A 21115-nucleotide genomic window follows, 5' to 3' on the forward strand; every position below is an offset into this window, starting at 1 on the left:
ACGTCACCGAGATCCTCTCCGCCGCCCCTCCCGGTTTCATGGGCGAGCGGAAGGTGGACCTGGGCCTCCTCGACGGCCCCGTCCTGGTGGGCATCGCGGACGTCCTGCGCGGCTACCCCGCAGAGCACTGCGCACACATCGGCCTGCTGCTCGTCCGGGGAGACCGCCACGGGCGCGGACTCGGCCGGCAGCTGCACCGGCACGTCCTGGACCTGGTCCAGACCTGGCCCGAGGTGAGCACCCTGCGGCTGGGCGTTGTGGAGACGAACGCGACGAGCGCCGTCGGCTTCTGGGAGGCCCTGGGCTACACGCCCACGGGCGAGACCGCGCCGTACGAGAACGGCTCGGTGCGCTGCCAGGTGACCCCCTACGAACGGCCCGTGCCGCACGCCTGATCGCGCGCAGTTCAGGGAGCAGGGCGACGACGCCGCCCGCTCACCTCAGCGCCGCGCCACCCGCGCCTCCAGACCCGCCTTCACGGAGGGCCACTCGTGGGCGAGCACCGAGTAGACCACGGTGTCCCGGAGCACGCCGTTGGACTCCAGGCGGTCGCCGCGCAGGACGCCGTCCAGCCGGGCGCCGAGATGCTCGATGGCGGTGCGGGACTGCTGGTTGGCCCAGCTGGTCTCGTAGCGCACGCACTGGCAGCCGAGCTCCTCGAACGCGTGGGTCATGAGCAGCAGCTTGGACTCCGCATTGGTGCCCGTGCCGTGGGTGGAAGCACGGTTCCAGGTGTGGCCCACGCTCACGCGGGGCACGGCCCACTGGGGGTCGTGGAAGGTGGTCATCCCCAGCACGGTGCCGTCCGCCTGGCGCACGGTGGTGAAGGGGAGCATGAAGCCCTCGTCCTGCCACGTGAGGCGCTGCTCGATCGCGGCCGCCATGCCGTCCGGCGCGGGGATGCTCGTGTACCAGCGGTCCCACATGCGCCCGTCCTCGGTGGCCTCCACGAGCCCCTGCAGATGATCGCGGCGCAGCGGTTCCAGCCGCACCAGCCGGCCCTCGAGTGTCACGGGTGTCCACGTCATGGGGTCACTGTCTCACGGACGGGACCACACCTACAGGTGTAGCCAGAACCGTCAGCGCCCTGGCAGTCTGGATGTATTGCGTCCAATGTTTTATCCGATGGGCGTGAGCCGTCTCTCCGCAGGAGGATCACCATGTCCGCACACGAGAACCAGACACCTCAGGTCCCGGGCGTTCCCGGCACGGGGGAGCCGTCCCTCGAGGAGCCCACGACGCCGCGCGAGCCCCTGCCGCCCAAGCCGGACCAGGGCGCGCCCGAACGGGTGTCCCCCACCGGTGCACCGACCGGTGCGCCGATGTCCAGCATGGCGCAGCAGGGCGAGTACCTCACCACCGCCCACGGTGCCCGGCTGACGAACTCGGACCAGTCCCTGAAGGCCGGACCTCGCGGCCCGGTGCTGCTGCAGGACCACCACTTCCGCGAGAAGATCTCGCACTTCGACCACGAGCGCATCCCCGAGCGCGTGGTCCACGCCCGCGGCGCCGGCGCCCACGGCACGTTCCGCTCCTACGGCACCGCGTCCCGCATCAGCCGCGCGGGTGTCTTCGCGGAGGGCAAGGAGACGCCGGTGTTCGTGCGCTTCTCCACCGTCCTGGGCTCCCGCGGCTCCGGGGACCTGGCCCGTGACACCCGCGGCTTCGCCACGAAGTTCTACACGGACGAGGGCACGTGGGACCTGGTGGGCAACAACATCCCCGTGTTCTTCATCCAGGACGCCATCAAGTTCCCGGACGTGATCCACGCGGGCAAGCCCCACCCGGACCGCGAGATCCCCCAGGCGCAGTCCGCGCACGACACGTTCTGGGACTTCGTCTCCCTGCACACCGAGGCGCAGCACCACACCATCTGGAACATGTCCGACCGCGGCATCCCGCGCTCCTTCCGCACCATGGAGGGCTTCGGCATCCACACCTTCCGGCTGGTGGCCGAGGACGGTTCCAGCGTGCTGGTCAAGTTCCACTGGAAGCCGCGCCTGGGTGTGCACTCCGTGGCCTGGGAGGAGGCGCAGCTGATCAACGGCGCGGATCCGGACTTCCACCGCCGCGACCTGGCGGACGCCATCGAGGCGGGCGCCTACCCGCAGTGGGAGCTGGGCGTGCAGGTCTTCGACGACAACGAGGACCAGAGCTACCAGGGCATCGACCTGCTCGACCCCACCAAGCTCGTGCCGGAGGAGCTGGTCCCGGTGCAGCCGGTGGGTCTCATGACCCTGGACAGGAACCCCTCCAACTACTTCGCGGAGACGGAGCAGGTGGCGTTCAACCCCAACAACCTGGTGCCGGGCATCGACGTCACCAACGACCCCCTGCTGCAGGGCCGGCTCTTCTCGTACCTGGACACCCAGATCACCCGCCTGGGCGGGCCGAACTGGAACCAGCTGCCCATCAACCGCCCGCACGCGGCGGTCAACGACATGCTGCGGGACGGCTACCACCAGAGCGCCGTGCACTCCGGTGTGGCCCCGTACCGCCCCAACTCGCTGGACGGCGGCAACCCGTTCGAAACCCCCGAGAACGAGCACCCGTTCATCGACTTCCCCGCCCCCGTGGCGGCCTCGGTGAAGGAGCGCGCCCGGCCGCAGTCCTTCGAGGACCACTTCTCCCAGGCGCGCATGTTCTGGCTCAGCCTGAGTGAGGTGGAGCGCGAGCACACCGCGCAGGCCTACGCGTTCGAGCTCGGCAAGTGCTGGGACGAGACCATCCGCACGCGCCAGCTGCGGCACCTGTTCGCCATCGACCCCGCCCTGGGTCACGCGGTGGCGCAGGGGCTGGGTCTGCCGGACCAGGAGCCCACGGAGGCCCCGGCCCAGGACGTGCAGCCCTCCCCGGCGCTGTCCCAGGTGGGTGGCACGTGGCCCGTGGACGGCCGTCAGGTGGGCATCCTCGCGGGTCCGGACACGGACGCCGGGCAGCTCACCACGCTGATCTCCCGGATCGACGCCGCGGACATGGTCCCGCTGGTGATCGCCCCGCAGGGCGGCGAGGTGGCCCCGGGCGTCGTCGCGCACCGCACGCTGCTCACGGCGCGTTCCATCGAGTTCGACGCCGTGGTGGTCGCCACCGCGGGCGCGCCGGCCCACCAGGTGGCCGCGGGCATGGACGCGAAGGCGGGTGCCCCCAGCCCGGGCGACGTCGACCCCCGCGTGAGCCTGCTGCTCAACGAGATGTGGCGCCACGCCAAGGCGATCGCCGCGGTCGGGCCAGGCACCACTGCACTGGACTCGCTGCAGATCGCGCAGACGCCCGGTGTGGTCTCGGCGGAATCCCCCGAGGACGCGCTGAGCGCCGTGGTGGAGCTGCTGGGCAGCCACCGGGTCTGGGAACGCTTCCCGACCACCGGTATGTTGGGCTGAGAAGCACCCGCAGCACCTCATCCGGGTGCCCGCATCCCGTGACCGGGTCACGGGGTGCGGGCACCCGCTTGCTCCCCCACCCATCCCGCGCGTGGCAGACCGTCGCGCGCCTCGTGCCGACGGCGCCGCCCCACCCGGTGTGCGCGGTCGGCGGCACGTCCGCCAGCGGGCCATCCCGTCCGCAGGCGGGCCATCCACGACGTCTTCACGGGAGATCACGATCATGACCACCACCGCCGTCCGCACCCCCGTTCCGACCGCCCGCGGCCCCGTGAGTTCCGCCCTCCTGGATGTCCTCACCGGTCCCGAGGACACCCCGGCGGCCGCGTACGAGACGCTCGCGAGCGCCGTCGCCCGCGCCGTGGAGAGCACCGAGGACGTGCTCGCGGACGAGGATGTCCAGCTGTCCCTGTTCCTGCTGTACCTGCTGCACTACGGCCCGGCGGAGTTCGTGACCGGGGAGCGCGAGTGGGATCCCGAGCTGCTGCGGATCCGCGCGGTGCTGGAGGAACGCTTCGAGCGGGAGCTGCGGGACCGGGTGCCCGTGCCGGATCCCCTGCCGCAGGACGGTGCCGAGCTGGTGGACGCGATGTTCACCATGACCGGTGGCGAGGAGAAGCCCACCCTGGCCACGTGGCTCGCCCGGCACCCCAGCGAGGAGATCCTGCGGGAGTTCCTGATCCACCGCTCCATCTACACGCTGCGCGAGGCGGACCCGCACTCGTGGGGCATCGCGCGGTTGCGCGGGCGGGCGAAGGCCGCCCTGGTGGAGATCCAGTCGGACGAGTACGGCGGCGGGCGCCCGGAGCGCGTGCACGCCACGATCTTCGCGCAGAGCATGCGCGGCGTCGGCCTGGACGACACCCTGGACCACTACCTGGACCTCGTGCCCGCTCCCACGCTCGCGTCCATGAACGTGATGAGCCTGTTCGGCCTGCACCGCAGGCTGCGCGGCGCGATCGCCGGGCACCTCGCGGCGTTCGAGATGACCTCCTCGATCCCCAACAAGTACTACGGCCGCGCGTTCCGCAAGCTCGGCTACGGCGAGGACGTCACCTGGTACTACGACGAGCACGTGGAGGCCGACGCCGTCCACGAGCAGATCGCCGCCCGTGACCTCGCCGGAGCACTCGCCCAGGACGAGCCCGCCCTGCTGCCGGACATTCTCTTCGGTGCCGCCGCGTGCCTGTACGTGGACGGGCTCATGGGCGAGCACATGCTGGAGTGCTGGCGCGAGGAGCGCTCCTCCCTGCGCCCCGCAGAGGCCGCCCTGTGAAGAACGAACGCTCCGAAGATCCCAGTGAGGACCCCGTGGTGATCACCCCGTGCCCCAACGGGCCGCTGCTGGTGCGCGGGGACGTGCTGATCGCCCCGGAACCGGGGGCCGAGCCGCAGAAGCCGCCGCGCCGCGTCGTCGCGCTGTGCCGGTGCAACATGTCCTCGATCGCGCCGTTCTGCGACGGCTCCCACAAGCTCGCGAACTTCCGCACGCGCCCGCCGCGCTACAACATCGGCAGCCCGCGGGAGGACGCGGGCGAGGAGGACTGAGGGGCTCTCCGACGGGCGGTGCGGGGCGTCCTGCATGGCATCTGCGCCCCCCGGCCGAGCGGCCCCGTGTCGCGCACCGGGCGCCCGCGCGGCACCGCTCCGGCCGCGGCGTCGTGTCGCTACGGGACCAGCCGGGAACCACCACACGCTCGCACCACGCACAGAACGGCGCCCCGCAGGCCTGCGGGGCGCCGTCGGCAATGGCGGGGACTCAGTTCTCGGTGGCCGGGGCCTCACCCTTGTTGTCGGTCATGGCGCCCACGCCCTCGTCGGCGGGCTCGGCGTCCACCTGGGTGTCGCGGGCCATGGCGGCGGCCTCGTCCTGCGGGTTCATCTTGATGGACTCTTCGCCAGCACTGGCGGGATTCTTCTGTGCCACGGTCCTGCCCTCTCTGTGGACTGCTGATCGGCGGGATCGCCGACATGCCCATTTTCGTCAGTGTGCTGTCGGATGACAAGGGGAGGTGTGGGCCACGGTGCGGGGGTGGGTGTCAAGCGTGCGACATGGGAGGACGCGGGAGGACGCACGGCGCAACATTGCTTGGGCCCGGGTTGCGCCCGTTTCTAGGCTGGGGCGATTCACGCGGCACCCGCCGGCACACCACCGGCTCCGCCGCCCGTCGACCGCCCCGGGAGGGACATCGTGCGCACACTGGTTCTGCTGGCCCTCGTGGGCTTCGGCGCGCAGCTCGTGGACGGTTCCCTGGGGATGGCGTACGGCGTGACGTCGTCCACCCTGTTGCTGGCCGTGGGGCTCACCCCGGCGTCCGTGTCCGCGACCGTGCACCTCGCTGAGGTGGGCACCACGCTCGCGTCCGGGTTCTCGCACTGGCGCTTCGGCAACATCGACTGGCGCGTGGTGGGCTTCATGGCCGTTCCCGGTGGCATCGCCGCGTTCTTCGGCGCCAATCTGCTGACCGTGTCCGGCGACGCCGCCGCGCCGGTCATGTCCACCATCCTCCTGCTGCTCGGGGTCTACGTGGTGTGGCGCTTCCTCAGCATCGGCGGGCGGCGCCCTTCCTTCCACGGTCGGGTGCCCGCGGCGTTCCTGGTGCCCCTGGCGGCGGTGGCCGGGTTCATGGACGCGATCGGCGGCGGCGGGTGGGGGCCCGTGGGCACCCCCACGCTGCTGGCTTCCGGGAAGATCGCCCCGCGCAAGGTCATCGGCTCGATCGACACGTCCGAGTTCGTGGTGAGCCTGGGCGCCTCGGCGGGGTTCCTGCTGGCGCTCGGCGGCCAGCACATCAACTACGGCATGGTGGTGGCACTGCTCATCGGCGGCGTGGCGGCCGCTCCCCTGGCCGCGTGGCTCGTGCGCCTGCTCGCCCCGCGCATCCTCGCCATCGGCGCGGGCGGGCTCATCATCGTCACCAACGCGCGCACGCTGCTGCGGGTGGACGCCGTCCGCAACGCCCTGCCCGACGCCGCTCCCGCCCTGGTCCTCGCGGCTCTCGCCGTCCTGTGGGCCGGGGCGCTCGTGTGGGTGATCCGCCGGGAGGTGGCGGACCGCCGCGCCTCGCCCGCGCGCACGGAGGTGCGGGTGCCGGAGAAGGTGTGAGGGCGCCGTCGGCCTTGTGCTGGGCCAGCCCGCTGAACCACTGGACGCCGCTGTCCGTTGGCGCCGTTCTGGGGCGCCCACATGGCCTCAGGCCATGAGGAGATACTCCGAGCTCACGTCACAACCCCTCCGGACTGTCCGGGGTCTGTCGATGGAAGAAACGCGCCATGACCCAGTAGGCCATGCCGCCGAAGGCCGCTGCGATCAGCACGGTGACAGCTGCGCCGGGCAACGACCGGTCCAGCAGTATGAACCCGGGCGCGGCGTACGCCACAGCCGCGAGCAATGTGGCCGCAGCGGTCTTCGCGGGGCTGGCGAGGAAGAATCCCAGGTACACAGGGTGCTTGATGGCGTGAGGAAGAAGTAGAGCAGAACAGCGGTCGGCCCCACGATGATGAAGCCGCTCAACGCCGCCCGGGTGGTGCCGTCGTCATGGCGCATCGTCCCGACCATGGTCCGCAGCAGGCCGAGTGCCGCGCCAACGAGGGCCACGAGCACCCAGGCGGCCCCTCGGGGAGGGAGTCCGGCGTGAGTCACATTTGCGTCGATAGAGAACACACTATGGAAGTCTGGGGTTCAAGGGGCAAGACGCCGATGACCCCAGATAAGGAGTGCCATACCCATGCGGCTGTTTTTTGTCGTAGGTACGTTGCAACTGGCCCTTGGGCTCTTTCAGTTCCTCACTGACCGATCGTCAGTCCTCGCGTGGTGGAACATCGGTCTCGGTGTGTTCTGGTTCCTGCTGGGTTGGCGCGTGAAGCGCCGCGAAGACCCCGCTGCCGGTATGGAAGGGCGCGAGGCGGACTCCCTTATGCAGGAAGCACAATCGCCGGAGAGAAGATGGCCGTCACCCAAAGATTCCCCTCGCGGGTAAGACGCACCACGTATCGGCAAACGAGAAACCCTCGGGTCTCCGGCTTGCTTGGCCCCGCATCATTCCGGTCACTCGATTTGGGGAGTGCCAGTCCGCTAGCGTGGACCAGATCCAGATTTCCTCGCGCTAGCTGTCAATCCGACCCCGCCCGTCGTACCCGAAAGGAACCCCGCCCGTGACGAACACGTCAGCCATCCAGTACATCGGCACCGCCGTGGTCACGCTCATCGCGGTCTTCGCAACTGCCGGGATCCATGAGATTTGGGTGCGCCTGGTCGTGGGGCTCGTCATCGCATGCGTTGGCGCCTTCGTGGTGGAGTTCTTCCGACGCCGCACGGGGCGGCTCGCCCGTGAGGACCAGCCGGAATAGGCCGCTCACCCCTTCCGCTCCCGCAGCGCCTCGATCAGCTGCGGCAGCACCTTGTTGAGGTCTCCCACCACGCCGTAGTCCGCGATGTCGAAGATCTGCGCGTTCTCGTCCTTGTTGACGGCCACGATGGTCTGCGAGGTCTGCATTCCCGCGCGGTGCTGGATGGCGCCGGAGACGCCCGCGCACAGGTACAGCTGCGGGGACACCGTCACACCCGTCTGACCCACCTGCGCGGAGTGCTCCGCCCAGCCGGCGTCCACGGCCGCGCGGGACGCGCCCACCGCGGCACCGAGCTCGTCCGCCAGCTCCTCCACCAGGGAGAAGTTCTCGCCCACACCACGGCCGCCCACCACGACCACCCGGGCCTCGGTGAGCTTGGGGCGCGACGACGCCGGGGCCACCTGCGTGCCCGTCACCGTGGCCGCCGCCCCGGAGGCCGAGACCGCCAGCGGCTTCACGTCGGGGGCCTGCCCGCCCTGCGCTTCCCCGGCCGCGACGGCGTTCGGCGCGACCGTGACGAACGCGAGTTCCGTGGTGGGTTCCACCGTGGTGGTGTACCCACCCGCGAGCACGGACTTGGTCACGGTGCGGTCCGCGTCCACGCCCACGGCGTCCGTGATGATCGCAGCCGAGTGACGCACGGCCAGGCGGGCGAAGCAGTCGGTGACCTCCGCGGCGTTGGGCCCGAGGACCAGGGTGGCGCCGGACTCGGCCAGGGCGGCATCGAGCAGGGCCGTGTCTGTGAGCGAGAGGTCCGGGGCCGCGTCCTGCGGGGCGAGCAGCACGGCAACGTCGAAGCCGCCGAGCTCCTCCGCCAGTCCGGCTGCGTCCGGCGCGTGGGTCAGCACGGAGACGGTACCGCCCGCGGCCACCGTGCGCGCGAGCGTGAGGACCTCGCGGTCCGGGGAGCGCAGGGCGGTGGTGTGGCCGAGGTCGACGAGAACGTTCATGGTGTTTCCTCTCGAACGGAGTGGAAGAACGGGAAGATCGTGGGTGCGGGACGGGCCCGGTGTGTTAGCCGGACCCCCGGGACGCAGGCGCCGGGGTCCCGGGCAGCCGTGCGGCCCCCGGCCCCGCCGGCGTCAGAGCAGACGCTGCTCCGCCAGGTAGGCCGCGAGCTGAATCCCGGCCTCGCCCTCGTCCTGGATCTTGACCCCGGCCGCGCGCGGGGGCCGGGGGGTCGCGGACTGCACGGACGCGGCCGCGGCATCACGGCCCACGGTGGAGGCGTCCACCCCGAGGTCGGCGAGCGTGAGCACCGCGGAGGGCTTCTTCTTGGCCGCCATGATGGCCTTGAAGTTGGGGTAGCGGGGCTCGTTGGCCTGGTCCGTCACGGACACGACCGCGGGGAAGGCCACCGCAACGGTCTGCGTGGCGTCCGCGGTCGCCCGGGTCAGGGCCAGGCCGTTGCGCTCCTCGCCCCACTCCACGGTCCCCGCGCGCGTCACGAGCGCGAAGTCCAGGCGCTCCGCGAGCATGGGCGGGACCACGGACATCTCGCCGTCCGTGGACGCCATGCCCGTGAGCACCAGGTCCACCCCGCCGTGCTCCTCGCCCACGTGCTGGATCGCGGCGGCGAGCGCCGCGGAGGTGCCGAGCGCGTCGGAACCGGCCAGGGCGGCGTCGTCCACGTGGAAGGCGGCGTCCGCGCCCATCTGCAGGGCCTTCTTCACCGCCCCCGAGGCGGCCGCGGGCCCCACCGTGACGGCTACGATGGTGACCTCCGCCTCCGGGGCGGCCTCCCGCAGCGCGAGCGCGGCCTCCAGGGGGTACTCGTCCAGCTCGGAGAGGATCGCGTCCGAGCGGTCCACGGTGAGGTCCTCCCGGAAGGTGCGCTGCTTCTGCGCGTCCGGCACGTACTTGACCGGCACCACGATGTTCACGCTCATGAGTTCTCCCTCGAATCGGTCCGGGTGGCGCGGGCCAGCGTGCGCTCCGCGTGGCGCAGCAGCGGCCCGTCGATCATGTGGCCCTCGAAGCGGAACACGCCTGGGGCCCCCTCGGCGGCCTCCAGCAGCCGCCGCGCGTGGTCCACGTCCGCGGCGGTGGGCAGGTACGCCTCGCGGATCACGGCCACCTGGCCGGGGTGGATGCACGCGGTCGCCGCGAACCCGCTGCCCGCGGCGTCCTCGGCCTCCGCCGCGAGGCCCTCGGTGTCCGCGATGTCCACGTGCACGGCGTCGATCGCGGCCCTCCCGTGCGCCCCCGCGGCCAGCAGCACCGCGGCGCGCGCGGCCACGGCCACGTCCCGGTAGGAGCCGTCCGGGCGCCGGCTGGAGCGCCCGCCCAGGGACGCCACCAGGTCCTCCGCGCCCCACATCAGGGCGACGACGCCGCTCGCCGCCGCGATCTCGGGCGCCGCCACGATCCCGGCGGCCGTCTCGCACAGGGCAATGACCCGCACGTCCGGCAGGGCCTCCGTGACCCGGCGGACCTGCTCGGCGGACTCCGCCTTGGCGAGCATCACGGTCCGGAACGGGGTGTCACGCAGGGCCGCGAGGTCGTCCTCGAAGAACTCCGAGGCGGCGTCGTTCACGCGCACCACTGTGGTGGCGGGGTTCAGCTCGGCGGCGCGGACGTTCTCCCGCGCGGCGGGCTTGGCGTCCGGGGCCACGGCGTCCTCGAGGTCCAGGATCACCGCGTCCGCGCGCTCCGCCGCCTTGGCGAAGCGCTCGGGGCGGTCCGCCGGGCAGAAGAGGAGGGCGGGGCCCATCGTGAAGGTGGGGTCGCTCATGACTGGTCCTTTCCGGGGGCGCCCTGCATGAGCACCGAGCGCACGCACGTGGCCACCACGGTGCCGTCCTGGTTACGGCCCACGTGGCGGACCCGGATGATTCCCTGGCCGGGCCGGGACTTCGAGGGACGCGCGTCCAGAATCTCTGACTCGCTGTAGAGGGTGTCCCCGTGGTGCATGGGGTGCGGGAACGCGACCTCCTCGAAGCCCAGGTTCGCCACGATGGTGCCCTGTGTGAGCTGCGCGACGGATGCGCCCACGACGATCGACAGCGTCATCATGGAGTTCACCAGACGCTCCCCGAACTCCTGGCGCCCGCTCCACGCGGCGTCCAGGTGCAGGGACTGGGTGTTCATGGTGAGCGTGGTGAACAGGACGTTGTCCGCCTCGGTGACGGTGCGCCCCGGGGCGTGCTTGTAGAGCGCCCCCACCTCGAACTCGTCGAAGTACAGTCCGCGCTGCTCGATGACCTTGCCCATGGACCCCCCTTACAGACCCAGCTCGCGGGCGATGAGCATGAGCTGGACCTCCGTGGTGCCCTCGCCCACCTCCAGGATCTTGGAGTCGCGGTAGTGGCGGGCCACGCGGAACTCGTTGATGAAGCCGTAGCCGCCGAACACCTGTGTGGCGTCCCGGGCGTTGTCCATGGCGGCCTCACCGGCCACGAGCTTGGCGATCGCAGCCTCCGTCTTGAACGGCCTGCCCTTGAGCATGCGGGACGCGGCGTCGTAGTACGCCAGGCGGGCCTGGTGCACGCGGGCGCGCATCCGGGCGATCTTGAACGCGACCGCCTGGTTCTTGCCGATCGAGCGGCCGAACTGCTCGCGCTCCGTGGCGTAGCGGATGGCCTCCTCCAGGCAGCCCTGCGCGGCTCCCGTGGCCAGGGCGGCGATCGCGATCCGGCCCTCGTCCAGGATGCGCAGGAAGTTCGCGTAGCCGCGGCCCTGCTCACCCAGCAGGTTGGCCTCGGGGACGGTGACGTCCTCGAACGTGAGGGGGTGGGTGTCGGAGGCGTTCCAGCCCACCTTGTTGTACGCCTTCTGCGCCGTGAAGCCCGGGGTGTCCGCGGGGACCAGGATGGTGGAGATCTCCTTCTTCTCCCGCCCGTCCGCCGTGGTGGAGGTGCCCGTGACCGCGGTGACCGTGACGAGCTTCGTGATGTCCGTCCCGGAGTTGGTGATGAACTCCTTGCTGCCGTTGACCACCCAGTTCCCGTCCCTGAGCTCCGCGCGGGTGCGGGTGCCGCCGGCGTCGGAGCCGGCCTCCGGCTCGGTGAGCCCGAAGCCCGCGAGCGCCTGACCGCTCGCGAGCTGCGGCAGCCACTGCTGCTTCTGCTCCTCGGTGCCGAAGAGGTACACGGGCATCGCGCCCAGCGAGACGCCGGCCTCGAGGGTGATGGCCACGGACTGGTCCACGCGGGCGATCTGCTCGAGTGCGAGGCACAGCGCGAAGTAGTCCCCGCCCTGCCCGCCGTACTCCTCCGGGAAGGGCAGGCCGAACAGGCCCATCTCCGCCATCTGCGCCTGGATCTCGTACGGGAACGAGTGCTCCTCGTCGTGCTTCGCGGAGACCGGGGCGATCTCCTCGTCCGCGAACTCGCGCACGGCGTCCGAGAGCGCCTGGTACTCCTCGGACAGTTCGAACGTGTTCAGCTCGGTGTTCTCGCTCATGCCTGTTCCTCCGTGTGTTCGTCGGTGTCCTGCTCGCTGCTGTCCTGCTCGATCGTCGCGACCACCTGGTCCACCTTCACGCGGTCCCCCACGGCCACGAGGACCGTCACGGTTCCGGGCAGGGTGGCGGTGATGGGGTGCTCCATCTTCATGGCCTCCACGGAGACCACGGTGCGGCCCTCGGCCACGTGCTCCCCGGTCTCGGCCAGCACGGCCACCACGGTGCCCGGCATGGGCGAGCGCAGCTCGGGCCCCCCGGCGTGCACCTCGCGCTCGATCCGGGCGAGCTGCGCCTGCAGCGCCCCGGAACGGGTCCACACGGGGATCTCGAACGACGCCGCCCCCTCGCTCACGTACACCGTGCGGCCTTCCGCGCGGTCCGGGTTCCCGGAGCCCACGGCGGTCACGACGTCGCGCTCCGGGTCCTCCTCGAACGGCACCGCACCGGGCAGCGCGGTGGTCGCGGAGAAGCCGTCCGCGCGCCACGCGGTCCCACCGATGCCCTGGGCGGCCAGTGCGTCAGGTGCCGGGGCGGCGTCGTCGGGGGACGGAGCCCCCAGGCCCGCGTGGGCGGCGAGGGCCGTGAGGTAGTCGTCCGGCTGCGCGAAGACCAGGTCCGGGAGCTTGCGCTCGATCAGCCCGGTGTCCAGGCGCCCGGCCACCACGTCCTCGTCCGTGAGCAGCATGTGGAGGTACTCCACGTTGGTGCCCACCCCCAGGACCACGGTGTCCTCCAGCGCGGTGCCGAGGCGCTCGAGCGCGGTGCGCCGGTCGGGGCCGTGGGCGATGACCTTGGCGAGCATGGGGTCGTAGTCCAGGCCCACCCGCTGACCGGCCATGATGCCGGAGTCCACGCGTACCCCCGGCCCGGTGGCGTCCCACAGGGCCACCACGGTGCCCTCGGTGGGCAGGAAGCCGCGCTCGGGGTTCTCCGCGTAGACGCGAGCCTCCACGGCATGACCGTCCAGCTGGAGGTCCTCCTGGGCGAGGGTGAGATGCTCACCGTCCGCGATCCGCACCTGCCACTCCACGAGGTCCACGCCCGTGACCATCTCGGTGACGGGGTGCTCCACCTGCAGGCGGGTGTTCATCTCCATGAAGTAGAAGGTGTCCGGGTCCCGGTCCGAGACCAGGAACTCCACCGTGCCCGCGCCCACGTAGTCCACGGCCCGGGCCGCGGCCACGGCGGCCACACCGATCCGCTCGCGTGTGGCCGCGTCCAGCAGGGCCGACGGCGCCTCCTCGATCACCTTCTGGTGGCGGCGCTGCAGCGAGCACTCACGCTCCCCCAGATGGATCACGTGGCCGTGGCTGTCCGCGAGGACCTGCACCTCGATGTGCCGCGGGGTGGGGACCAGCTGCTCGATCAGCAGGGTGTCGTCCCCGAAGCTCTGCTTCGCCACGCGACGCGCGGCGGGCAGCGCGTCCGCGAGGTCCTCGAATCGCTCCACCACGTGCATGCCCTTGCCACCACCGCCCGCGGAGGGCTTGATGAGCACGGGGAACGGCATGTCACGGGCCGCGGCGACGAGCTGCTCGTCGCCGAGCCCCGGTTCGGAGACGCCCTGCACGAGCGGGACGCCGTACTCGGCCACCTGCAGCTTGGAGGCGATCTTGTCCCCCATCACCTCCAGTGCGCGCTCGCGGGGTCCGATGAACGCGATCCCCGCGGCGGTGCACGCCCGGGCGAAGGCCACGTTCTCGGCCAGGAACCCGTAGCCGGGGTGGATCGCCTCGGCGCCGGTCTCGCGGGCGGCGGCCAGGACGGCGTCGATGTTGAGGTAGCTCTGCGCTGCGGGGGCGGGGCCGATGCGCACGGCCACGTCCGCCTCCGCGACGTGGCGGGCACCGGCGTCGGCATCCGAGTACACGGCCACGGAGCGGATCCCCATGGCGCGCAGGGTGCGCATCACGCGCACGGCGATCTCGCCGCGGTTGGCCACCAGGACGGTTGAGAACATGGGGGACTCCTACATCCGGAAGAGGCCGAAGCCGGGGTCGGGAAGGGGCTGCAGGGACGCCGCGGACAGTGCCAGGCCCAGCACGCGGCGGGTGTCCTGGGGGGCGATCACGCCGTCGTCCCACAGCCGGGCCGTGGAGTAGTACGGGTTGCCCTGCGCCTCGAACTGCTCGCGGATGGGCGCCTCGAAGCTCTCCTGCTCCTCCGGCGCCATCTGCTCGCCGCGCGCGGCCAGCTGGTCCTTCTTGACCGTGGACAGCACGGACGCCGCCTGCGGGCCGCCCATCACGGAGATCCGGGCGTTGGGCCACATGAACAGGAACCGCGGGGAGTAGGCGCGCCCGCACATCGAGTAGTTGCCGGCGCCGAAGGACCCGCCCACCACCACCGTGAACTTGGGCACCCGGGTGGAGGCCACCGCGGTGACCATCTTGGCGCCGTTCTTGGCGATGCCCCCGGCCTCGGCATCCCGGCCCACCATGAACCCGGTGATGTTCTGCAGGAACACCAGGGGCACGCCGCGCTGGTCGCACAGCTCGATGAAGTGAGCGCCCTTCAGAGCGGCCTCCGAGAACAGGATGCCGTTGTTCGCCACGACCCCCACGGGGTGGCCGTCGATGTGCGCGAAGCCGGTGACCAGGGTGGTGCCGTAGTCCCGCTTGAACTCGTGGAACTCGCTGCCGTCCACGATCCGCCCGATCACCTCCCGCACGTCGTAGGAGGCGTTCACGTCCGCGGGGACGATCCCGGGCAGATCCGCGGGGTCCAGGTCCGGCTCGCGCGCCGCCAGCACGTCCCACGCCACGCTCCGCTGCCGCGGCAGGGTGCCCACGATGTCCCGCACGATCTCCAGGGCGTGCTCGTCGTTCTCCGCGAGGTGGTCCGTGACGCCCGAGGTGAGGGTGTGCAGCTCGCCGCCGCCCAGCTCCTCCGGGGTGACCTCCTCGCCGATGGCCGCCTTCACCAGCGGTGGGCCACCCAGGAAGATGCTGCCCTGGTTGCGCACGATCACGGTCTCGTCGCTCATGGCCGGGACGTAGGCGCCCCCGGCGGTGCACGAGCCCAGCACCGCGGAGATCTGCGGGATGCCCCGGGCGGAGAGGTTCGCCTGGTTGTAGAAGATCCGCCCGAAGTGCTCGCGGTCCGGGAAGACCTCGTCCTGCAGCGGCAGGAACGCCCCGCCCGAGTCCACCAGGTACACGCACGGCAGGTGGTTCTCCGCCGCGATCTCCTGCGCCCGCAGGTGCTTCTTGACGGTCATGGGGTAGTACGCGCCGCCCTTCACGGTGGCGTCGTTGCACACCACCACCACCAGGCGGCCCCGCACCATCCCGATCCCGGCGATCACCCCGGCGCCCGGGCACGCGCCGTCGTACATGCCCTCCGCGGCCAGGGCGCCGATCTCCAGGAACGGTGAGCCCTCGTCCAGCAGCCGGGCCACGCGCTCACGGGGCAGCAGCTTGCCGCGGGAGCGGTGGCGCTCACGGCTGCTCTCGGAGCCGCCCAGCGCGGCCTTCCCCGTGCGCTCGCGCAGCTCGTCCAGCAGCCGGTGGTTGGTCTCGCTGTTCGTGCGGAACGCGGCGGAACTGCGATCCAGCTCGCTGCTGAGGAAAGCCATGTCGCCCCTTCGGCCGATTTCAGTTAATGCTCGATAACTAGGATGGACTATAGTGATGCGCATCACCGTTGTCCACGCCCCACCCCACGGTTCCACCGGGGCCCGGGCGCGGGCGAGACACCAAGGAGGGTCCGTGGCAGGGACGCCCCGCGAGCAGGCCAAGAGCGAGCGACGTCGTCGGATTCTCGACGCCGCCGCGGAGCTCTTCGCGCGCCACGGCTACCAGGCCGTGTCCCTCCAGAGCGTCGGGGAGCAGGCGGGGATCTCCGGACCGGGCGTGTACCGGCACTTCGAGAGCAAGCAGGACATCCTCGCGGAGCTGCTCCAGGGGATCTCCGAACGGCTGCTCCGGGGCGGCCGGGCCATCCGCGAGCGCCGCGGGGACACCCCTGAGGCCCTCGCGGAGCTGATCTCGTTCCACGTGGACTTCGCGCTGGCGGACTCCGCCCTGATCCGCGTGCACGAGCGGGACTTCGGGTCCCTGGAGCAGCAGACCCGCCGCTCGGTGCGCGAGATCCAACGGCAGTACCTGGCCGAGTGGCGCGAGGTGCTGCGCACCCTGCAGCCGCAGCGCCCCCTGGAGGACCACACCACCCGCGCGTACGCGGTGATCGGTCTGATCAACTCCACCGCGTACGCGCGCACCCGCACCGCGAGCTCCGACGCCCAGGTCGGCGCGGTCCTCAAGGGGATGGCGCAGCTAGCCCTGGACATCCCTCCCGAACGAAAGGCGACCCCATGATTTCCGGCTTCTACGACGACGAGCACGACGAGTTCCGCACGGTGGCCCGCGAGTTCAACGAGCGGGAGGTGGCCCCGCACTACGCGCAGTGGCACGCCGAGCACATGATGGACCGCGGCATCTGGAACCGGGCCGCGGAGGCCGGGTTGCTGGGGCTGGCCGTGCCCGAGGAGTACGACGGCATGGGCCTCACCGACTACCGCTTCCGCGCGGTCATGGACGAGGAGTTCGTGCGCGCGGGCCACCTGGCCCTGGGCCTCGCGTTCCACCTGCAGGACGACTGGGTGCTGCCCCACCTGCTCGCCTACGGCACGGACGGGCAGAAGCAGCGCTGGCTGCCCGCGATCCTGGGCGGGGAGATGGTCACGAGCGTGGCCTTCACCGAGCCGGGCGCGGGATCGGACCTGCGCGGCGTGCGCACGAAGGCGGTGCGGGACGGCGAGCACTGGGTGCTCAACGGGCAGAAGACGTTCATCGGCAACGGCATCTCGGGCGACGCCGCCCTGGTCCTGGCCCGCACGGACGGCGGCAGCTCACCGCGCGGGAACCGGGACAGCTTCAGCCTGTTCCTCGTGGAGAAGAAGGACCACGAGGGGTACACCACCGGCAAGCAGCTGGACAAGATGGGCCTGCAGGCCTCGGACACCGCCGAGCTGTTCTTCGACGACGTCCGCGTGCCCGCCGAGAACCTCGTGGGTGAGGAGGGCCGGGGGCTGGACCAGATCACCGCGCAGCTGCCGCAGGGCCGCCTGGGTGTGGCCGTGGCCGCGGTGGCCGTGGCCGAGGGCGTGCTGGCCGAGACCGTGGAGTTCGTCTCCAGCCGCAACGTGTTCGGCGAGCGCGTGCTGGACTTCCAGAACACGCAGTTCGAGCTCGCGGAGCTGACCGCGCAGCTGGCGGCGTCCCAGGCGTACGTGGCGCACTGCGTGGGGCTTTTCGAGCGCGGGGAGCTGGACCTGGTCGCGGCGTCGACGGTGAAGCTGCAGGCCACCAACACTGCCAAGAACCTGGTGGACCGCTGCCTGCAGCTGCACGGCGGCTTCGGCTACATCCTGGAGTCCTCCGTGGCCCAGGCGTACACCGCCGTGCGGCTGCTCACGATCTTCGGCGGCACGGACGAGATCCTCAAGGCCACCGTGGGCCACCACATCGCGTCCGGGCAGTGACCCGCCGCGCGTCGTCGCGCACCCCGCAGCACACACCAGGCCACACCCCACGCCGGTCCTCCCCCGGCACCCGCGCAAGGAGACCCCGATGACCGATCCCACGCCGTCGTACGCCAAAGGGCCCACCGACCAGCCCCTGCTCGAGCAGACCATTGGCGAGAACCTGCACGAGACCGCCGAGCGGTACCCGGACCACGAGGCCCTCGTGGACGTGGCCGCCGGGCGGCGGTGGACCTACCGCGAGTTCGTGCGGGACGTGCAGTCCCTGGCCACGGGCCTGGACCGGCTGGGCGTGCGCGCCGGGGACCGCGTGGGCGTGTGGGGGCCCAACTCGTGGGAGTGGGTGCTCACGCAGTACGCGTCCGCGGAGATCGGCGCGATTCTGGTGAACATCAACCCCTCCTACCGCCAGCACGAGGTGGACTTCGCGCTCGCGCAGGCCGGAATCTCCACGGTCATCAGCAGCCCCGCGTTCAAGACCAGCGACTACGCCGGGATGCTGCAGGCCGCTCGCCCCAACGCCCCCGAGCTGGAGAACGTGGTGCTCATGGGCAGCCCCGAGTGGGACGCCCTGTTCGTGGCACCGGACACCGCCCGGCTCGCCCGGATCGCCGCGGGCCTGCACGCCGACGACGCCGTGAACATCCAGTACACGTCCGGCACCACCGGGCGCCCCAAGGGAGCCACGCTCAGCCACCGGAACATCCTCAACAACGGGTACTTCATCGGGGAGCTGCTGCACTACACGGCCGAGGACCGGATCGTGGTGGTGCCACCCCTGTACCACTGCTTCGGCATGGTGATCGGCAACCTCGCGGCCACCAGCCACGGCTGCACGATCATCCTGTCCGGGCCGGGCTTCGACCCGCGGGCCGCGCTGCGCGCCGTCGCCCGGGAGAAGGCGACCAGTCTGTACGGGGTGCCCACCATGTTCATCGCGGAGCTGGAGCTGCCGGACTTCGCGGACCACGACCTCTCCACCCTGCGCACCGGTGTGATGGCCGGGTCCCCGTGCCCCATGGAGATCATGCGCCGGGTCATCTCCGAGATGCACATGAGCGAGGTGGCCATCTGCTACGGCATGACCGAGACCTCCCCCGTGAGCTTCCAGACCCGCTCGGACGACTCCCTGGAGCGCCGCGTGGGCACCGTGGGCCGGGTGCACCCGCACGTGGAGGTCAAGATCGTGGACCCCGCCACGGGTGAGACCGTGCCGCGCGGGCAGGCCGGCGAGTTCTGCACCCGCGGCTACTCCGTGATGAAGGGCTACTGGGGTCAGGAGGAGAAGACCCGTGAGGCCATCGACGCCGAGGGCTGGCTGCACACCGGGGACATCGCCGTGATGGACGAGGACGGCTACGCGCAGATCACCGGGCGGATCAAGGACATGGTGATCCGCGGCGGCGAGAACATCTACCCGCGCGAGGTGGAGGAGTTCCTCTACACCCACCCGGACATCGTGGACGCCCAGGTGATCGGCGTGCCCAGCGAGAAGTACGGCGAGGAGCTCATGGCCTGGATCCGGCTGCGCGATGGCGCTCCCGCCCTCACGCCCGAGGCCGTCCTGGAGTTCGCGGACGGGAGGATCTCCCGCCACAAGATCCCCCGCTACGTGCACGTGGTGGACGAGTTCCCCATGACCGTGACCGGCAAGGTGCGCAAGGTGGAGATGCGGGAGGAGGCCCTGCGGATCCTGGACCTGGAGGGGTGACCCTGCGCAAGAGACCACTGGCCCCAGGCACTTCTGTCGCGCTGAGTCGCTGAAACAGTGCTGCTCCCCGGCCGCAGGATGAACCGAGCCACGGTTGCCGACTGAGAGGATGGGGCATGCTCACCCTCGAAGAGATCTTCCCCCCGTTCGGGCTCCGCATCACGTGCGGGGACATGGAGCTGCGCGTGCTACGGGACGAGGACTTCCCGGAGCTCGTGGAGCTCGTCCAGGGCGGCATCTCCGTGGCGGGACTCCCCATGCCGTTCCTGCGCGCCTGGCACGAAGAACCGTTCGCTCCGGGGACGCCCGACGGCTTCCCGACCACCTCACTGTCCTGGTGGTGGACGCAGCGGGCAACGTTCGCGCCGGACCGCTGGAACCTCGCCCTGGCGGTCCGGCACTGCGGTGAGCTCGTGGGCATGCAGGACCTCATGGCCGAGGACTTCCCACTCACCCGCTCGGTGTCCTCGGGATCGTGGCTCGGGCGGGCGCACCAGAGCCGGGGGCTCGGGACGCTCATGCGTCAGCTCGCGGTGGGTTTCGCGTTCGACGAGCTGGACGCCCTGGCGTGCCACTCCGAGTACGTGGTGGGCAACCACGCCTCGGCCGCGGTGAGCCGCAAGACCGGGTACGTGGCCAACGGCCGGGCGCGCCACGTGCAGCACACGCACGAGGGGCCGGTGGGCATGGTGGAGCAGCGCGTCGTCGTCACCCCGGAGACGTACATCCGCCCCGAAGCGCCGGGGATCTGCGAGGGCACCGGGGCGCTGCGCCGCTTCCTCGATGTCCAACGCCGGTGAAGGTGACACGCCCCAACCGCGTGTCACTCGCGAGACGGCGCGCAGGGAACCCTGAAGATCCTGGGTCTGCCCGGCTGATCGGGCCCGGGCTGCGGTCCCGGGAGGGGCAGACATGACTGTGGGCCCGGCGTGCGCCGGGCCCACAGTGTGCAACAACTTCACGCGGTGGTGTTTCGTCGGTTCAGACGATGCGGCGGGTGTCCAAGCCAAGGACAGAACCTGTCCTCTGCTGCCGGGCCCCCACCTACCGGGGAGGATCAGCGGTTGCGGCGCTGAACGTCCGTGTCACCGGTGCGAGCCACCGAGCGGGAACCGAAGAGACCCGCCAGGGACGCGATGATGGCCCCGATCAGCAGGCCCACGAAGCTCCAGATGGCACCCGAAGCAGCGGTGTCTGCGGCCTGTTCGGCCTTCGGTGCGGCATCCTTGGCGGCCTGGCTGGCCTTCTGCTGGGCGTCCTGAGCCGCCTGGCTGGCCTCCGAGGGGTCAATGCTGGGGGCAGCCGAAGCAACCATGTCAGCGTTCTGTCCGGCAGCATTAGCCGCCGTGGAGGTGAGGGAACCCAGCGCGCCTCCTGCAGCACCCAAAATGCCGCCGGCCAGGAGGGAAGCAAGCACGAGAGCCGTCAAAAGGGACGTGGCCCAGGTGAGGAAACCGTGGATCAGACCCGCCCGGCCTGCGAGCAGCCCGGCGACGAACCCGCCAGCCGCGAGGGACAGGGCGAGGGAGATCACGGACCAGATGCCGGTGGCGATGCCCACGCCTTCACCCGGGTTGGCCGAAGTGAGGTTGAGGTTGCCCAGACCAAGTGCGGCAGTGATGAAGGACAGCAGGATCAGTAGCGCGAGGAAAGTGACCACGCCCGCGATGACCGCTCCCCAGGAGATGTTCTTGACATCACCGCTGCGGCGGTCGCCCAGGAGATCGTCCTTCCAGGAGGGCTTCGAGTTCTTCACGGGCGCAACGTCGTGATCGTGATTCACA

Annotated in this window: 21 protein-coding genes; 10 read left to right on the forward strand and 11 right to left on the reverse strand. The window is 71.0% G+C overall.

The window, feature by feature from the left end; genetic code table 11:
* Positions 1-395, forward strand: a 395-nt coding sequence (locus CWC38_RS02045) for a GNAT family N-acetyltransferase (RefSeq protein WP_121845173.1), incomplete at its 5' end; no start/stop codon positions are given.
* Positions 396-440: 45 nt separating this feature from the next.
* Here the strand turns inward: CWC38_RS02045 and CWC38_RS02050 are convergent.
* Positions 441-1028 (reverse strand): GNAT family N-acetyltransferase, encoded by a 588-nt coding sequence (locus CWC38_RS02050; RefSeq protein WP_121845174.1) that lies wholly within the window; start codon positions 1026-1028, stop codon positions 441-443.
* 132 nt (positions 1029-1160) lie between these two features.
* On the opposite strand from CWC38_RS02050, the gene CWC38_RS02055 reads away from it, so the two are divergent.
* From CWC38_RS02055 to CWC38_RS02065, 3 genes are all read left to right on the forward strand, one after another.
* Positions 1161-3380, forward strand: coding sequence for a catalase (locus CWC38_RS02055; protein ID WP_121845175.1), 2220 nt, complete (start codon positions 1161-1163; stop codon positions 3378-3380).
* Between the two features lie 223 nt (positions 3381-3603).
* Positions 3604-4656 (forward strand): iron-containing redox enzyme family protein, encoded by a 1053-nt coding sequence (locus CWC38_RS02060; RefSeq protein WP_121845176.1) that lies wholly within the window; start codon positions 3604-3606, stop codon positions 4654-4656.
* Positions 4653-4928 carry a CDGSH iron-sulfur domain-containing protein gene (locus tag CWC38_RS02065; protein WP_121845177.1) on the forward strand — a complete coding sequence of 92 codons (276 nt, stop codon included), beginning with the start codon at positions 4653-4655 and terminating at the stop codon, positions 4926-4928. Before CWC38_RS02060 ends, CWC38_RS02065 begins: the two co-directional genes overlap by 4 nt.
* A 211-nt stretch (positions 4929-5139) precedes the next feature.
* Here CWC38_RS02065 and CWC38_RS12080 read toward each other — a convergent pair whose 3' ends face one another.
* The gene (locus CWC38_RS12080) at positions 5140-5307 is read right to left on the reverse strand and encodes a hypothetical protein (protein ID WP_165860319.1); all 168 of its coding nucleotides are present in this window, start codon (positions 5305-5307) and stop codon (positions 5140-5142) included.
* Between the two features lie 264 nt (positions 5308-5571).
* Between CWC38_RS12080 and CWC38_RS02070 the strand changes: the two genes are divergently transcribed.
* On the forward strand, positions 5572-6486 hold the full coding sequence (locus CWC38_RS02070; protein ID WP_121845178.1) for a sulfite exporter TauE/SafE family protein: 915 nt from the start codon (positions 5572-5574) through the stop codon (positions 6484-6486).
* 118 nt (positions 6487-6604) lie between these two features.
* Here CWC38_RS02070 and CWC38_RS02075 read toward each other — a convergent pair whose 3' ends face one another.
* Positions 6605-6823 carry a hypothetical protein gene (locus CWC38_RS02075; protein WP_121845179.1) on the reverse strand — a complete coding sequence of 73 codons (219 nt, stop codon included), beginning with the start codon at positions 6821-6823 and terminating at the stop codon, positions 6605-6607.
* 712 nt (positions 6824-7535) lie between these two features.
* On the opposite strand from CWC38_RS02075, the gene CWC38_RS02080 reads away from it, so the two are divergent.
* Positions 7536-7730 carry a hypothetical protein gene (locus tag CWC38_RS02080; RefSeq protein ID WP_121845180.1) on the forward strand — a complete coding sequence of 65 codons (195 nt, stop codon included), beginning with the start codon at positions 7536-7538 and terminating at the stop codon, positions 7728-7730.
* Between the two features lie 5 nt (positions 7731-7735).
* Here CWC38_RS02080 and CWC38_RS02085 read toward each other — a convergent pair whose 3' ends face one another.
* The 7 genes from CWC38_RS02085 to CWC38_RS02115 all read right to left on the reverse strand — a co-directional run bounded on the left by CWC38_RS02085 (position 7736) and on the right by CWC38_RS02115 (position 15712).
* Positions 7736-8680, reverse strand: a complete 945-nt coding sequence (locus CWC38_RS02085; protein ID WP_121845181.1) for an electron transfer flavoprotein subunit alpha/FixB family protein — start codon at positions 8678-8680, stop codon at positions 7736-7738.
* Between the two features lie 132 nt (positions 8681-8812).
* Positions 8813-9619: an electron transfer flavoprotein subunit beta/FixA family protein gene (locus CWC38_RS02090; protein ID WP_121845182.1), complete on the reverse strand. Its 807-nt coding sequence runs from the start codon at positions 9617-9619 to the stop codon at positions 8813-8815.
* Entirely contained in the window at positions 9616-10464 is an 849-nt protein-coding gene (locus tag CWC38_RS02095; protein WP_121845183.1) for an HpcH/HpaI aldolase/citrate lyase family protein, read from the reverse strand. The genes CWC38_RS02090 and CWC38_RS02095 overlap by 4 nt, the downstream gene beginning before the upstream one ends.
* Positions 10461-10943, reverse strand: coding sequence for a MaoC family dehydratase (locus CWC38_RS02100; RefSeq protein ID WP_121845184.1), 483 nt, complete (start codon positions 10941-10943; stop codon positions 10461-10463). Before CWC38_RS02100 ends, CWC38_RS02095 begins: the two co-directional genes overlap by 4 nt.
* Before the next feature lie 9 nt (positions 10944-10952).
* Positions 10953-12116, reverse strand: a complete 1164-nt coding sequence (locus CWC38_RS02105; RefSeq protein ID WP_121845213.1) for an acyl-CoA dehydrogenase family protein — start codon at positions 12114-12116, stop codon at positions 10953-10955.
* Between the two features lie 14 nt (positions 12117-12130).
* Positions 12131-14095, reverse strand: coding sequence for an acetyl/propionyl/methylcrotonyl-CoA carboxylase subunit alpha (locus CWC38_RS02110; RefSeq protein ID WP_121845185.1), 1965 nt, complete (start codon positions 14093-14095; stop codon positions 12131-12133).
* Positions 14096-14104: 9 nt separating this feature from the next.
* Complete coding sequence (locus CWC38_RS02115; RefSeq protein WP_121845186.1) at positions 14105-15712, reverse strand: carboxyl transferase domain-containing protein; 1608 nt, start codon at positions 15710-15712, stop codon at positions 14105-14107.
* Between the two features lie 133 nt (positions 15713-15845).
* Between CWC38_RS02115 and CWC38_RS02120 the strand changes: the two genes are divergently transcribed.
* From CWC38_RS02120 to CWC38_RS02135, 4 genes are all read left to right on the forward strand, one after another.
* Positions 15846-16454 carry a TetR/AcrR family transcriptional regulator gene (locus CWC38_RS02120; protein ID WP_121845187.1) on the forward strand — a complete coding sequence of 203 codons (609 nt, stop codon included), beginning with the start codon at positions 15846-15848 and terminating at the stop codon, positions 16452-16454.
* A complete protein-coding gene (locus tag CWC38_RS02125) occupies positions 16451-17620 on the forward strand; it encodes an acyl-CoA dehydrogenase family protein (RefSeq protein ID WP_121845188.1) in 1170 nt (389 codons plus the stop codon). The genes CWC38_RS02120 and CWC38_RS02125 overlap by 4 nt, the downstream gene beginning before the upstream one ends.
* A gap of 88 nt (positions 17621-17708) precedes the next feature.
* A complete protein-coding gene (locus CWC38_RS02130) occupies positions 17709-19331 on the forward strand; it encodes an AMP-binding protein (RefSeq protein WP_121845189.1) in 1623 nt (540 codons plus the stop codon).
* Between the two features lie 116 nt (positions 19332-19447).
* A complete protein-coding gene (locus CWC38_RS02135) occupies positions 19448-20131 on the forward strand; it encodes a GNAT family N-acetyltransferase (RefSeq protein ID WP_121845190.1) in 684 nt (227 codons plus the stop codon).
* 257 nt (positions 20132-20388) lie between these two features.
* On the opposite strand, the gene CWC38_RS02140 is transcribed toward CWC38_RS02135, so the two are convergent.
* Positions 20389-21087, reverse strand: a complete 699-nt coding sequence (locus CWC38_RS02140) for a hypothetical protein (RefSeq protein WP_121845191.1) — start codon at positions 21085-21087, stop codon at positions 20389-20391.
* Positions 21088-21115: the final 28 nt, after the last annotated feature.

The organism is Kocuria tytonicola, from assembly GCF_003687455.1.
GTDB classification, from domain to species: Bacteria; Actinomycetota; Actinomycetes; order Actinomycetales; family Micrococcaceae; genus Kocuria; species Kocuria tytonicola.